This window comes from Escherichia sp. SCLE84, from assembly GCF_012584495.1.
Lineage (GTDB): Bacteria > Pseudomonadota > Gammaproteobacteria > Enterobacterales > Enterobacteriaceae > ECMA0423.
Window position 1 is genome coordinate 81,860 of the sequence record NZ_CP051430.1, and the last position, 15,339, is coordinate 97,198.

Below are 15,339 nucleotides of genomic sequence, written 5' to 3' on the forward strand. Positions count from 1 at the left end.
GCGAAAAAAATCGAACAAGCTATAATTCAGCAACCATTTTACAGGTGGATGAAATAATGACGAATTTAAAAGCAGTTATTCCTGTAGCGGGTCTTGGGATGCATATGTTGCCTGCCACTAAGGCGATTCCCAAAGAGATGCTACCGATCGTCGACAAGCCAATGATTCAGTACATTGTTGACGAGATTGTGGCTGCAGGGATCAAAGAAATCCTCCTGGTAACTCACGCGTCCAAGAACGCGGTCGAAAACCACTTCGACACCTCTTATGAATTAGAATCTCTCCTTGAGCAGCGCGTGAAGCGTCAACTGCTGGCGGAAGTACAATCTATCTGTCCGCCGGGCGTGACCATTATGAACGTGCGTCAGGGTGAACCTTTAGGTTTAGGCCACTCCATTTTATGTGCGCGGCCTGCCATTGGTGACAATCCATTTGTCGTGGTGCTGCCAGACGTTGTGATCGACGACGCCAGCGCCGACCCGCTGCGCTACAACCTTGCTGCCATGATTGCACGATTCAACGAAACGGGTCGTAGCCAGGTGCTGGCAAAACGTATGCCGGGTGACCTCTCTGAATACTCGGTCATCCAGACCAAAGAACCACTGGACCGTGAAGGTAAAGTCAGCCGCATTGTTGAATTTATCGAAAAACCGGATCAGCCGCAGACGTTGGACTCAGACATCATGGCCGTTGGTCGCTATGTGCTTTCTGCCGATATTTGGCCGGAACTTGAACGCACGCAGCCAGGTGCATGGGGGCGTATTCAGCTGACTGATGCCATCGCTGAACTGGCGAAAAAACAGTCCGTTGATGCTATGCTGATGACAGGTGACAGCTACGACTGCGGTAAAAAAATGGGTTATATGCAGGCATTTGTGAAGTATGGACTACGCAACCTGAAAGAAGGGGCGAAGTTCCGTAAAGGGATTGAGAAGCTGTTAAGCGAATAATGAAAATCTGACCGGATGTAACGGTTGATAAGAAAATTATAACGGCAGTGAAGATTCGTGGCGAAAGTAATTTGTTGCGAATTTTCCTGCCGTTGTTTTATATAAACAATCAGAATAACAACGAGTTAGCAATAGGATTTTAGTCAAAGTTTTCCAGGATTTTCCTTGTTTCCAGAGCGGATTGGTAAGACAATTAGCGTTTGAATTTTTCGGGTTTAGCGCGAGTGGGTAACGCTCGTCACATCGTAGGCATGCATGCAGTGCTCTGGTAGCTGTAAAGCCAGGGGCGGTAGCGTATGTTAAAATAATGATATTTTCGATGTGACCAATTATAAGGCTCCTAACTCTACTTAAGATATTAAATATCAATTATATATGTTGGCTCATTAATATAAGAAGTCTTCATTGATTTAGATTTATGGTGTTATAATAATTGAGAAGCCATAGAAATGCCATTTTAATTGAGTGCGATTACTTTGAGAGTAAACAATGCTAACTTTACTGGTTTTATTCGTATTATTTATAGCGTTAGTAGGCAGGAAATATAACAGGTATGGGATTTATTACTCTTGTTTTATTTTTTTCTATGTGGTCTGCCATTATTTTTATTTTTTAACTAAAGATGGATTTTATCATATTGAACTGGATTCAGATGAGGGGCTTTCTTTCCTGCAAACATCAATTTTGCTAATATTAATTATTATTACTTATAGGACATTATCCTCTATTTTTAAAATACGTGAACCTATATTAAATGGCGTGATAATTGGTTCTGGATATGTTTTATTACTGATGTTATATTTCTTGGGCGTTTTATCTTACGTACTACAAAATGGAATTGCACTAGGATTATCATATAATGACCGATTAACAGCCAACACAGGTGGCGGATTATCTATAATATTAATGTATGCATACATACCAGCATTAATCCTTATTTATATATCAAAACCCTCTAAGATTAGCTTAATTATATGTTTATTATTAAGTGTGTTTTGCGGTTTGATTTATTATGTTGTGATAGGGGGGTCTAGAAATGTTCTAGCAGCTGGAATATTTTCACTTATCTACTTGGCTCTATATTTCAAACATATCACAAAGAAGTTTCTGGCATTGATTATCGTTTGTGGTGTATTCACATTAATGATATTAGAACTATATCGTTATGCAAATAATATCACTGATGCTATAAATTTTATTATGAATGGAGGAATGGAAGTAATATTATTTGCATTCGAATCTTTTTCACCAATGCATGCTGTGATAAATATTAATGAAGCACTAGATAAGAGACTAATTGAACCTCAATACCTGTCAACTTTTTTTAATGAGTTTTCTATTATCATCCCAAGATTTCTATGGGAAGATAAACCGATAAATGTTTTAAACAACGGATATTTTTATACTACTGAAGTTCTATCTTTAGACACTAATTTAACTATGTCGCCAACTTTTTTAGGAACATCCTTAATAATGTTTGGTAGTTGGTTCTATTGGGTAGGTGGATTCATTAGTGGGGTTATATTGTTTGTTTTTGATAGATCATTTTCTCACTCCTCCAATCTCTATTGGAAAATAATATTACTAAGTAGTGTTGGGTACTTATTTTTTTGGGTTAGAGATGGATTTGAAGTATTTTGCTATATTTTGATAAAGTTTTTTATAGTCATGTTTATTTATAAAAATCTTACAATAATTTATAAGTCATTGGCGAGAAAAAATGAATTTTAAACAGAAAGGAAAAATAATCTCATATATTTTGAAATTATCTGTTTTGGCATTTACTGTATTACCGGGGGCTAATAGGGTAGTACTTTTTTATATAATATCACATGTAACAACAACAGAGTATTTTGCTTTTTTTTCCTCTGCGTATTCTTATGCTATAGTAATGTCTATGATTGGTGGGGTGGGTGTCGGAACTGTAATAATCAAGTATGGTTCTGAATTCGGAATTGTTAATTACATTAAAATTGCATCCATAGCTATTATTCTAAGTAGTATTGCTGGAGGGATTATCGTTTTTTCTTTTTGGGAAGTTACAAGGTTAGGCATAATAGGGTTGTTATTAATGTCAATTGGTTTGACAATGAATCAAATCATACGTTATATGATAATAGTTAAAAAAAATTTTTTGATTGGCGCAATTAATGAAGTGATTTTTATTCTTCCCCCATTTGTTTTTTTATTTATCAAAGATATAAATATAATTATACTGCTTGGTTCTTTATATATTATTCAATCTTTACTTACAGCATTTTTCTGTTTTGTTGATAATGGGAAAACTATAAAACTTAGAGAGGCTTTTATTATTGGTCATTCAAATTTAGTTTCTTCAGGTATACTTTATTTTCTTCCTATAGCCAGTTTATCACTAGTTGGTCCGGTAATAACTAAAGCAGTTTCACTAATGATCACAACCGCTGGAATTATTACGGTATTCCCGCGTGCTATGTTGAATATGAAAATTGTAGATATTCAGAGTTTATATAATAATGATCGAGGCGAATTTTTAAAAGAATCTGCTAGGTTTAAAAATCGGGTGGCATGTATAATGCTGTTAGGTGTTATTATTATGATTGCATATGGATGTTTGACAAATAGAACATCATCTATAGTAGATATCATTTATATTGGGTTGAGTTTGTCTCTTTTTATATTTATGGGGCAGTATACTATTCTTGAAACAACACTAATTAATTTGGTTGGGAAAGAAAATATTTCACTAATACTGAATTCATTAAGTTTCATCTTTTTTGTTGGAGTTTACTACATATTAAAGATAATAGACTTGAAAAATACGACACTAACTATGTTTTTATTATGCTCTATTGTTTTTATATCATATTCGATCCGATATTATATTATTAATAAGGTTTTAAATGAGGTTGAAAAATGTCTTTTGTAACAATAAATACAGAACTACCAAGTGAATTAAATTATGTATTAAACAAGAATAAAAAACTTATTACCGACGTAATAATTGGTAATTCGGTTAGCATTTATTTTGATCCAAACGATTGGGATCATTGTCCTGTAATCAAATCTGAAAAAAGCAATATCTATGTTTCTGGTTGGTTTATAAATGAAAATTATGAAAGGAATAATATAGAATGGCTGAAAGATACTCTGGATTCAAAAAATAATATTAGCGATGTACAAAAGCGTATTATTGCTGGAGTATTTATTTGTATCTATGAAACAAAGAGTGAAATGTTTGTTTTTACAGACCCATTTGCACTTTCACCTCATTATTATTATATAAAAGATAATAAACTAGCTTTATCCCCATCACCATGTGTATTTACAAATGAGATTGATCATGAGCTTAATGATATTCTAAACGCTCAAGGTCATTTGTTTGGTAAATATACAATATATAAGAATGTTTATCGCATATTACCAGGTGATGTTATTACTTGTACTGATGGTAAGTTAGGTGTTTACGAAAATGGTTATGAAGTCATGAATACTGAATTACCATTCGATGTTATTAATGAAGCCAAAAAGTTAATTTTAACAACACATAAATCGATACAATCTATTGCAATATCTGCAGGATTTGATTCTCGCTTATTATTAATTGTATCAGAACCAGAATTTGCTTACACATGGGGGCCAAAAGGTTCTGCAGATGTAAGAAACGGGAAGACTCTTGCAGCGCATAAAAAAATACCTCATCACTCATTTGGTTTTCGAGTTAATAAAGTCACGGAAAGTGATGAGAGGATATGTGAATTATTATTCAAAGGAAGCGTGAAGTCTTATAACACACAATTTTTTGCTAACTATAATTACGTACATAATTTATCCAAAAGTAATACAATAGCGTTAGATGGATATCTTGGAGATGTGCTGCAGCGCGGCGTCTATATGACTTTTGGTGGTAAAAAAGGGGAGTTTTATAAATTATTTCCATCAATTACATCATCTTTTGTCGATGCGAAAATGTTACTGAGGAAACGATATAGAAAACTCAATGCCAAACAATTTGATTATGTATATGCTGATTTTTTAAAAAAGGTTTCTAAAGTAGAATGTATTGATTCATTGCAAAAAATTACGTATTACGAGTTTTTATATGGTCGAGGTCTTCGATATATTACTACGGGGGCTATAGTAATGAATTCATGTTTTAAGAGTGTTTTCCCAGTTTTTGCGTCGAGAAATATATTTAATTATCTAATTAAACAAAGAGCTAATGATGTTTTAACGTACAAAGTTTTCTATGACATATGGAAAGATGAAAATGCATTTTATAGAACAATGAAATCTGAGGGTGCATACAGTCCATCTATGAAACCAATATTTATTCCATTCGCTAATTTATTAGGGCGCATTATTACTAACTTTCATCCGAAATACAAAAATTATACAAAGGAGTAAGGATGAAAATTTTATTATTGAGCAATATGTATCCTTCCGAAAAGGAACCGAGTTTTGGAATATTTGTTGAAACAATTGCAAATCAGTTATCTGATATTGGCTATGATGTTGAGCTCTGTGTCAGAAAAAGGAAATGCAAAGGTCGAATATCCAAACTCTTAAGTTATATGCTTTTTTATATACGAGCGTTCCTTTATTTGAACTTTAAAAAATATGATTATATCTATTGCCATTATGTTTCTCATATATCGCTTCCTGTTATATGTGCCATTTTTTTAGGCAGAAGATTGCGTGTAATAAGTCATGTGCATGGTGGAGATGTCAAATACCTCAAAGGAAGAAGTTTTATATTCCATAAGATAAAAAATGTATTTACCGTAACATTATTTAAACATAGCTTATTAATATTATGTCCCTCTCAACAATATGCTAAATATTTATGTGAACACTATAATATTAATATAAGCAAAGTTATTGTTTATCCTTCTGGTGGTGTTAAAAAATGTTTCAAATATAAAACCTTCTTTCCCGTACATGATGAGTCTGTAAAAATTGGATTTGCAGGTAGATTGGTTAAATCAAAAAACGTAGATCTTATAATAAATGCCATTAAACAATTAAAAAACGTACAATTAAGCATTGTCGGTGATGGTGAGCAAAAAGATTATCTTTATAAATTAGCTAAGGATTGTGATATTGAATTTCTAGGCCCCATGAATCATAATGAATTAGCAAGGTGGTATAAAACTATTAATGTGTTAGTTTATCCCTCCGAAAGTGAAAGTCTGGGTTTAGTACCATTAGAAGCTATGTCATCTGGTGTTTATTGTATATTATCGAAAATTCCAGCATTCTATGAAATTAGACAACATGGTTTGACATTCTCTTTTATTGAAAACTATGACTCTCAATCTATAGCTAGAGAAATTGAAAATTTTCAAAAAATTAATATTACCCATTTAAATAAAATATTAAAAAGAAATAGCAATATAGTTAATGACGTTTACGGCGAATCAAATGTTAAAAGGATATTAACAAATGTCTTTAAATAAAAAATATATATTATTTGTTTATGGTGAAGGTGGGCATGCTGCTCAAATGAATCGACTTGCTCCTATAATACTTAACAACCTCGAGGATTTTGAAGCAATAACTTTATCTGATTCTACAAAGTACCCTCATTGGTCCTGTAGGCATAATAAAACTATAGAATTTAGAGATAAATATAGTTGGTTATCTTTATTGAAAAACATAGGTCCCCTAATAATTTTCAAACAAACATATTCTATTTTACGCAAAAAGAATATTAAGGTGATCGTTACAACTGGACCAGGAATTGCGATTGCAGCAACGCTGGCAGCAAAATTAGTTGGAACAAAAGTAATTTATATTGAAACTTGGTCAAGATTTACAACATATTCTTTATCCGGAAGAATAATGTATCGATTGTCTAATAAATTTTATATTCAAAATAAGTCACTCTTGGAATTATATCCTAAAGCAATTTATTCAGGCAGGTTATGAGAATTTTTGTTACTGTAGGGACGACCTCATTTGATTCTATGATTGAAAATATCGATCAGTACTTTAATGAGAATAAAAAGTACAATGTTAATTTTCAAATCGCAAATGGTAATTATATACCCAAAAGTGGTGCTTTTTTTTCTTTTAGGGATGATGTTGACGTTTTCTATAATGACGCGGATGTAATAATTACCCATGCTGGGGCTGGGACACTATATCAGCTCTTAGAAAAAGGGAAGAAAATTATAGCTGTTCCTAATCTTGAACGTATAGATAAACACCAAGTCGATATAGCTACTTATATGGAGCGTAATCATTATTTGTTAGTTTGTTGGGATTACAATGAGATAGGTGATTTGTTAAAATCTATTCATAATTTTAAACCTAATCCCTATTATAAGATTGAGTTCGATAAAGGCAAGGAAATAGCTGATTATATAAGGTCATTGTACTCTTAGTTTAATGTATTATGTTATTTTCTTATTTAAAGAAAATTTCGAGTATATAGCTTAATCCCATTTAACAGAATTCATCGCATAACTGCCCCTCGTGGCTAATTTCCCTGACAGGAGTAAACAATGTCAAAGCAACAGATCGGCGTCGTCGGTATGGCAGTGATGGGGCGCAACCTTGCGCTCAACATCGAAAGCCGTGGTTATACCGTCTCTATTTTCAACCGTTCCCGTGAAAAGACCGAAGAAGTGATTGCCGAAAATCCAGGCAAGAAACTGGTTCCTTACTATACGGTGAAAGAGTTCGTTGAATCTCTGGAAACGCCTCGTCGCATCCTGTTAATGGTGAAAGCAGGTGCAGGCACGGATGCTGCTATTGATTCCCTCAAGCCATACCTCGATAAAGGTGACATCATCATTGATGGTGGTAATACCTTCTTCCAGGACACCATTCGTCGTAATCGTGAGCTTTCTGCTGAAGGCTTTAACTTCATTGGTACCGGTGTCTCTGGTGGTGAAGAAGGCGCGCTGAAAGGTCCTTCCATTATGCCTGGTGGGCAGAAAGAAGCCTATGAACTGGTTGCGCCGATCCTGACCAAAATCGCCGCAGTGGCTGAAGACGGGCAGCCATGCGTTACCTATATTGGTGCCGATGGCGCAGGTCACTATGTGAAGATGGTTCACAACGGTATTGAATACGGTGATATGCAGCTGATTGCCGAAGCCTATTCTCTGCTAAAAGGTGGCCTGAACCTTACCAACGAAGAACTGGCACAGACCTTTACCGAATGGAATAACGGTGAACTGAGCAGCTACCTGATCGACATCACCAAAGATATCTTCACCAAAAAAGATGAAGACGGTAACTACCTGGTTGATGTGATTCTGGATGAAGCAGCAAACAAAGGTACCGGTAAATGGACCAGCCAGAGCGCGCTGGATCTCGGCGAACCGCTGTCGCTGATTACCGAGTCTGTGTTTGCACGTTATATCTCTTCTCTGAAAGATCAGCGTGTTGCCGCATCTAAAGTTCTTTCTGGTCCGCAAGCGCAGCCAGCAGGCGACAAAGCTGAGTTCATCGAAAAAGTTCGCCGTGCGCTGTATCTGGGCAAAATCGTTTCTTACGCTCAGGGCTTCTCTCAACTGCGTGCTGCGTCTGAAGAGTACAACTGGGATCTGAACTACGGTGAAATCGCGAAGATTTTCCGTGCTGGCTGCATCATCCGTGCGCAGTTCCTGCAGAAAATCACCGATGCATATGCCGAAAATCCGCAGATCGCTAACCTGCTGTTGGCTCCGTACTTCAAGCAAATTGCCGATGACTACCAGCAGGCGCTGCGTGATGTCGTTGCTTATGCAGTACAGAACGGTATCCCGGTTCCTACCTTCGCCGCTGCGGTTGCTTATTATGATAGCTACCGTGCCGCTGTTTTGCCTGCGAACCTGATCCAGGCACAGCGTGACTATTTCGGTGCGCATACTTATAAGCGCATTGATAAAGAAGGTGTGTTCCATACCGAATGGCTGGATTAATCTGATTTAAATCAATTAATCAATGCAAGGCCCGGAGAAAACCTCCGGGCTTTTTTATTATACAAAGCGGCAGGTTATGGCCTTTTTTTATAATTTATAGTTAAAAACGCGATATAATACAGCGCCGCACAACAAGATCGCTGCCTTGACAGTTCATCTGCATCAGAGTTAAAAATCCCGAAGTAGATGAAGTTGTGGTGGTGGATTAATGACCACTCTAAATGTTTAACCGGAAGAAGTCAGAGCTAATGAAAATAACAATTTCAGGAACAGGTTATGTTGGTCTTTCAAATGGTATTCTGATTGCGCAAAATCACGAAGTGGTTGCACTGGATATCGTTCAGGCCAAAGTGGACATGCTTAACAAGAAGCAGTCACCGATTGTTGATAAGGAGATTGAAGAGTATCTGGCGACTAAAGATCTCAATTTCCGCGCTACGACAGATAAGTATGACGCGTATAAAAATGCCGATTACGTTATTATTGCCACGCCTACCGATTATGACCCGAAAACAAATTATTTTAATACCTCAAGCGTCGAAGCGGTCATCCGTGATGTGACAGAAATTAATCCCAACGCGGTAATGGTGATTAAATCTACAATTCCGGTAGGTTTCACCAAATCAATTAAAGAACGTCTGGGTATCGATAACCTTATTTTCTCTCCGGAATTTCTCCGTGAAGGTAAAGCCCTTTACGATAACCTTCATCCGTCACGTATTGTCATCGGTGAGCGTTCAGAACGCGCAGAACGTTTCGCTGCGTTATTACAGGAAGGCGCGATTAAGCAAAATATCCCAACCCTGTTTACCGACTCCACTGAAGCAGAAGCGATTAAACTTTTCGCTAATACCTATCTGGCGATGCGCGTAGCATACTTTAATGAACTGGATAGCTATGCAGAAAGTTTAGGTCTGAATACTCGCCAGATTATCGAAGGCGTTTGTCTCGATCCGCGTATTGGCAACCATTACAACAATCCGTCGTTTGGTTATGGTGGTTATTGTCTGCCGAAAGATACCAAGCAGTTACTGGCGAACTACCAGTCTGTGCCGAATAACCTGATCTCGGCAATCGTAGACGCTAACCGCACGCGTAAAGATTTTATTGCCGATGCCATTTTGTCACGCAAACCGCAAGTGGTGGGTATTTATCGTCTGATTATGAAGAGCGGTTCAGATAACTTCCGTGCGTCTTCCATTCAGGGGATTATGAAACGTATCAAAGCGAAAGGCGTTGAAGTGATCATTTACGAGCCGGTGATGAAAGAAGACTCATTCTTCAACTCTCGCCTGGAACGTGATCTCGCCACCTTCAAACAACAAGCCGACGTCATTATCTCCAACCGTATGGCAGAAGAGCTTAAGGATGTGGCAGACAAAGTCTACACACGAGATCTCTTTGGCAGCGACTAATCTTCTCTGATCAGGGCGGTTTCGCCCTGATTGTCTTTTGTAACCCGTGCAATAATTCATTGTTTTTATCATTTATCCTATAGTATTCACTAAGATTATCACTACACTATGCAGACCTAAAATTATATCGTCCGTTAGGGTAATGATGAGAGTAGAAAATAATAATGTTTCTGGGCAAAACCTTGACCCGGAACAGATTGATTTGATTGATTTACTGGTGCAACTATGGCGTGGCAAGATGACAATCATCATTTCTGTCATTGTCGCTATTGTCCTGGCAATAGGATATCTGGTCGTTGCCAAAGAAAAATGGACTTCCACAGCTATCGTTACTCAACCTGATGTGGGGCAAATCGCTGGTTATAACAATGCCATAAATGTGATTTATGGTTCAGCCGCGCCGAAAGTGTCTGAGATCCAGTCGATTTTAATTGGTCGCTTCAGCACGACATTTTCTGCATTAGCAGAAACGCTTGATAATCAGGAAGAACCTGAAAAACTGACTATTGAACCTACTGTAAAAAATCAGTCATTACCTTTAGCGGTGTCTTATGTTGGGCAATCGCCTGAAGCTGCGCAGAAACAGCTGGCTCAATATATCCAGCAAGTTGACGACCAGGTAAATGATGAACTTGAAAAAGATCTGAAAGACAACATCGCGCTGCGTATGAAAAACTTACAGGATTCTCTGAAGACCCAGGAAGTGGTCGCTCAGGAGCAAAAAGAGCTGCGTATTCGTCAAATTCAGGAAGCGTTGCAGTATGCGAATCAGGCGCAGGTGACAAAGCCGCAGATTCAGCAGACACAGGACGTGACCCAGGATACCATGTTCCTTTTGGGGAGTGATGCACTGGAGTCGATGGTTAAGCACGAAGCGAGCCGTCCGTTGGTGTTCTCGTCAACCTACTATCAGACTCGTCAAAACCTGCTGGATATCGAAAGCTTAAAGGTTGATGATCTTGATATTCACGCTTACCGCTATGTGATGAAACCTACGTTACCCATTCGTCGTGATAGCCCGAAGAAGGCAATCACTTTGATTCTGGCGGTGCTGCTGGGCGGCATGGTTGGCGCGGGTATTGTACTGGGGCGTAACGCGCTGCGTAATTACAACGCGAAGTGATTTTTGAGCTTAAAGAAAGCGGGCAGGGTGGTCACACCGTGCCCGTTTTTTTTGTCGGATGCGATGCCGGCGTATCTTATCCAGCTTACATATGTTGAGAAAATTTGTAGGCACGATAAACCTGCACACCGGGCAATGACGGATGAGTTGTTGCCGGAAGTGACAGCAACATCACATCCACCTACCCCGCAACTCACTGATGCCGCGTGCGCAGAATCACTATCACTGTTGTTAAATCCAGAATTTGAACCTGCAACAGCACCAGCAGGCGATACATCAAATCAGGCACCTCATTGGTTAGTATGTACCTTCGCAAAACGGGATTACTCACAGCGAACATGGCGTAATTTTGTACAAATCTGTTTTTTTTATCAGCAGATTATTTAGCAACCAGGCAAAAAATGTCATGCCTTTCTTCATTTTTACTTATATATCAATTGATTATAATTAATTGGTTTGGTAAATGTTTAAGATGTGTATTATTTGAGTAATCCATTAATTAGTCGGCTTTTATATTTTTTTTCCCAGCATGCAACGCTATAATCTGCGAAGATTTTTTTGTGGAATGTGCAGTGTAGAGGCATGAGTCGTTTATCCCACCAGTCGCAACATAACGCCGTCGTCGTGTGCAAAGAGCTGTCAAGCCCGAACGCGCGCTGCTTCTCTGGCGGCGAATACGATGTCTCTTCTTATCTTTCCTCGTATCGTAAATGCTCCTTTCTGATGGTTGCTGGCATCGGTAAATCACTTGATTCGTTTTTTTTGATGGCGGTGAGAGCATGTGTTTTGCCCCGCGTAAATGAGAAGGTCCTGATGGTTACTCTGGCGGCAAATGTGGAAATTGTGGGGCGTTTCGTGGCCTGGTGAGGAACAGATACATATTAAAAGCAGAGATATGCCCTGAGACATATCTCTGCTTTTAGGTTTTCAGGATGCCCGTTCCGTAAGGATGGTTTTTGAGACCGCTGAGTGAAGGGGCTGCCGACAGTCTGAAGCGAAAGAGGGTGGCGTTTAGCCTGGAGCACTACGCATTTTGGTTGCGATAGCCAATGGCGGTAGCGTACCTGAAAAAGGCCATTCAACCCGTTGGTCGATTGATTGATAGTAAAATAAAACAATTATTTATTTAAGGATTTCATTATGTTACTTCCTGTAATTATGGCTGGTGGTACCGGCAGTCGTCTCTGGCCGATGTCACGCGAGCTTTATCCGAAACAGTTCCTCCGCCTGTTCGGGCAGAACTCCATGCTGCAGGAAACCATCACCCGACTCTCGGGTCTTGAAATCCATGAACCGATGGTCATCTGTAACGAAGAGCATCGCTTCCTGGTGGCTGAACAGCTGCGCCAGCTAAATAAGCTGTCGAATAACATTATACTTGAGCCAGTCGGGCGCAACACCGCGCCGGCCATCGCCCTGGCGGCCCTTCAGGCCACCCGCTACGGTGACGACCCGCTGATGCTGGTTCTCGCCGCCGACCACATCATCAATAACCAGTCGGCCTTCCACGACGCTATCCGGGTCGCCGAGCAGTATGCTGATGAAGGTCATCTGGTCACCTTCGGTATCGTGCCGAATGCCCCGGAAACTGGCTACGGTTACATTCAGCGCGGCGTGGCGCTCAGCAATAGTGCCCATTCCGCGTACCAGGTGGCCCGCTTTGTGGAGAAGCCTGATCGCGAGCGCGCCGAGGCTTACCTCTCCTCCGGGGAGTACTACTGGAACAGCGGCATGTTTATGTTCCGCGCCAAGAAATACCTCATCGAGCTGGCCAAATACCGTCCGGATATCCTGGAAGCCTGCCAGACTGCGGTGAATGCCGCCGATAATGGCAGCGATTTCATCAATATCCCACATGATATTTTCTGCGAGTGCCCGGATGAGTCCGTGGACTACGCCGTTATGGAGAAAACCGCTGATGCGGTGGTGGTCGGTCTCGATGCTGACTGGAGCGACGTTGGCTCCTGGTCCGCACTATGGGAGGTCAGCCCGAAAGACGAGCAGGGCAACGTCCTTAGTGGCGACGCGTGGGTACACAACAGCGAAAACTGCTACATCAACAGCGACGAGAAGCTAGTGGCGGCCATTGGCGTAGAGAATCTGGTGATTGTCAGCACTAAGGACGCCGTGCTGGTGATGAATCGCGAGCGTTCCCAGGACGTGAAGAAGGCGGTCGAGTTCCTCAAGCAGAACCAGCGCAGCGAGTACAAGCGCCACCGTGAGATTTACCGCCCCTGGGGCCGTTGCGACGTAGTGGTCCAGACCCCGCGCTTCAACGTCAACCGCATAACGGTGAAACCAGGCGGTGCCTTCTCGATGCAGATGCACCACCATCGCGCCGAGCATTGGGTTATTCTCGCCGGCACCGGTCAGGTGACGGTCAACGGTAAGCAGTTCCTGCTGTCCGAGAACCAGTCCACCTTTATTCCGATTGGCGCCGAGCACTGCCTGGAAAACCCTGGCTGTATTCCGCTGGAAGTGCTGGAGATCCAGTCGGGGGCGTACCTTGGCGAGGACGACATTATTCGTATTAAAGACCAGTATGGTCGTTGCTAATTATTTTCGGGACAAGATGCAGAATGACACAGTTAACTTGTTTTAAGGCATATGACATCCGTGGTGAACTGGGTGAGGAACTGAACGAGGACATTGCCTACCGTATCGGTCGCGCCTACGGCGAATTTCTGAAACCCGAGAAGGTAGTGGTGGGGGGCGATGTGCGCCTCACAAGCGAGTCGCTGAAGCTGGCGCTGGCCCGCGGGCTAATGGATGCCGGTACCGACGTGCTGGACATCGGACTGAGCGGTACCGAAGAGATTTACTTTGCTACCTTCCACCTCGGGGTAGATGGAGGCATCGAGGTGACAGCGAGCCACAATCCTATGAACTACAACGGCATGAAGCTGGTGCGCGAGAATGCGAAGCCCATCAGCGGCGACACCGGCCTGCGGGATATCCAGCGCCTGGCGGAGGAAAACCAGTTCCCGCCAGTGGACCCGGCGCGTCGCGGGACCCTGAGCAAGATATCGGTACTGAAGGAGTATGTTGACCATCTGATGAGCTACGTGGACTTCGCGAACTTCACCCGTCCACTGAAGTTGGTGGTGAACTCCGGAAACGGGGCTGCGGGGCACGTGATTGATGAGGTGGAGAAACGCTTCGCGGCGGCTGGGGTGCCGGTAACCTTTATCAAGGTGCATCACCAGCCGGATGGCCATTTCCCTAACGGTATTCCGAATCCGCTGCTGCCGGAGTGCCGCCAGGATACCGCCGACGCGGTGCGCGAGCATCAGGCCGACATGGGGATTGCCTTTGACGGCGACTTCGATCGCTGCTTCCTGTTCGATGACGAGGCGTCGTTTATCGAGGGATATTACATTGTCGGCCTGCTGGCTGAGGCGTTCCTGCAGAAGCAGCCGGGAGCGAAAATCATTCACGACCCGCGCTTGACGTGGAACACGGTAGACATCGTGACCCGCAACGGTGGCCAGCCGGTGATGTCGAAGACAGGGCATGCGTTCATCAAGGAGCGGATGCGTCAGGAAGACGCTATCTACGGCGGGGAGATGAGTGCGCACCATTACTTCCGCGATTTCGCCTACTGCGACAGCGGGATGATCCCGTGGCTGCTGGTGGCGGAGCTGCTGTGTCTGAAGAACAGCTCGCTGAAATCGCTTGTGGCGGACCGCCAGATGGCGTTCCCTGCGTCGGGAGAGATCAACCGCAAGCTAGGGAATGCGGCTGAGGCGATCGCCCGCATCCGGGCGCAGTATGAGCCGGCGGCTGCACACATCGACACAACGGACGGGATCAGTATTGAATACCCTGAATGGCGCTTTAACCTGCGCACGTCTAACACCGAGCCGGTGGTGCGTCTGAACGTTGAGTCCAGAGCTGATGTGGCGCTTATGAATGAAAAAACGACCGAGCTGTTACACCTGTTAAGCGGGGAATAA

Annotated in this window: 13 protein-coding genes and 1 pseudogene; 13 read left to right on the plus strand and 1 reads right to left on the minus strand. The window is 41.6% G+C overall.

Features of this window, described 5'->3' with window-relative positions:
• Positions 1-56: 56 nt before the first annotated feature.
• The 10 genes from galF (at position 57) to wzzB (ending at position 11,383) form a co-directional block, all read left to right on the plus strand.
• Entirely contained in the window at positions 57-950 is an 894-nt protein-coding gene (gene galF / locus HGD79_RS00385; RefSeq protein ID WP_000183060.1) for a UTP--glucose-1-phosphate uridylyltransferase GalF, read from the plus strand.
• A 489-nt stretch (positions 951-1,439) separates the two neighbouring features.
• Positions 1,440-2,681: a WzyE family oligosaccharide polymerase gene (locus tag HGD79_RS00390; protein WP_032260458.1), complete on the plus strand. Its 1,242-nt coding sequence runs from the start codon at positions 1,440-1,442 to the stop codon at positions 2,679-2,681.
• Positions 2,671-3,858, plus strand: coding sequence for an O8 family O-antigen flippase (gene wzx, locus HGD79_RS00395; RefSeq protein WP_168848241.1), 1,188 nt, complete (start codon positions 2,671-2,673; stop codon positions 3,856-3,858). Before HGD79_RS00390 ends, wzx begins: the two co-directional genes overlap by 11 nt.
• Entirely contained in the window at positions 3,846-5,336 is a 1,491-nt protein-coding gene (locus tag HGD79_RS00400) for a hypothetical protein (protein ID WP_032221143.1), read from the plus strand. Before wzx ends, HGD79_RS00400 begins: the two co-directional genes overlap by 13 nt.
• A 2-nt stretch (positions 5,337-5,338) precedes the next feature.
• Positions 5,339-6,388 carry a glycosyltransferase family 4 protein gene (locus tag HGD79_RS00405; protein WP_168848242.1) on the plus strand — a complete coding sequence of 350 codons (1,050 nt, stop codon included), beginning with the start codon at positions 5,339-5,341 and terminating at the stop codon, positions 6,386-6,388.
• Positions 6,375-6,860, plus strand: a complete 486-nt coding sequence (pssD, locus tag HGD79_RS00410) for a PssD/Cps14F family polysaccharide biosynthesis glycosyltransferase (RefSeq protein WP_032221139.1) — start codon at positions 6,375-6,377, stop codon at positions 6,858-6,860. The genes HGD79_RS00405 and pssD overlap by 14 nt, the downstream gene beginning before the upstream one ends.
• On the plus strand, positions 6,857-7,318 hold the full coding sequence (pssE, locus tag HGD79_RS00415; RefSeq protein ID WP_032221137.1) for a PssE/Cps14G family polysaccharide biosynthesis glycosyltransferase: 462 nt from the start codon (positions 6,857-6,859) through the stop codon (positions 7,316-7,318). Before pssD ends, pssE begins: the two co-directional genes overlap by 4 nt.
• Positions 7,319-7,438: 120 nt before the next feature.
• Positions 7,439-8,845, plus strand: coding sequence for an NADP-dependent phosphogluconate dehydrogenase (gndA, locus tag HGD79_RS00420; RefSeq protein WP_001774540.1), 1,407 nt, complete (start codon positions 7,439-7,441; stop codon positions 8,843-8,845).
• 248 nt (positions 8,846-9,093) lie between these two features.
• Positions 9,094-10,260 carry a UDP-glucose 6-dehydrogenase gene (ugd, locus tag HGD79_RS00425; RefSeq protein ID WP_000704798.1) on the plus strand — a complete coding sequence of 389 codons (1,167 nt, stop codon included), beginning with the start codon at positions 9,094-9,096 and terminating at the stop codon, positions 10,258-10,260.
• Between the two features lie 145 nt (positions 10,261-10,405).
• Entirely contained in the window at positions 10,406-11,383 is a 978-nt protein-coding gene (gene wzzB, locus HGD79_RS00430; protein ID WP_001392322.1) for an LPS O-antigen chain length determinant protein WzzB, read from the plus strand.
• A gap of 193 nt (positions 11,384-11,576) precedes the next feature.
• Here wzzB and HGD79_RS26435 read toward each other — a convergent pair.
• Positions 11,577-11,717 (minus strand): annotated as a pseudogene (locus HGD79_RS26435) (hypothetical protein); the annotation flags it as partial.
• Positions 11,718-11,965: 248 nt separating this feature from the next.
• Here HGD79_RS26435 and HGD79_RS00435 point away from each other — a divergent pair.
• The 3 genes from HGD79_RS00435 (at position 11,966) to rfbK (ending at position 15,339) form a co-directional block, all read left to right on the plus strand.
• Positions 11,966-12,250, plus strand: a complete 285-nt coding sequence (locus HGD79_RS00435) for a hypothetical protein (protein ID WP_000088887.1) — start codon at positions 11,966-11,968, stop codon at positions 12,248-12,250.
• A 273-nt stretch (positions 12,251-12,523) separates the two neighbouring features.
• Complete coding sequence (locus tag HGD79_RS00440) at positions 12,524-13,939, plus strand: mannose-1-phosphate guanylyltransferase/mannose-6-phosphate isomerase (RefSeq protein ID WP_032221134.1); 1,416 nt, start codon at positions 12,524-12,526, stop codon at positions 13,937-13,939.
• A gap of 23 nt (positions 13,940-13,962) precedes the next feature.
• Positions 13,963-15,339 (plus strand): O9 family phosphomannomutase RfbK, encoded by a 1,377-nt coding sequence (rfbK, locus tag HGD79_RS00445; RefSeq protein WP_001392324.1) that lies wholly within the window; start codon positions 13,963-13,965, stop codon positions 15,337-15,339.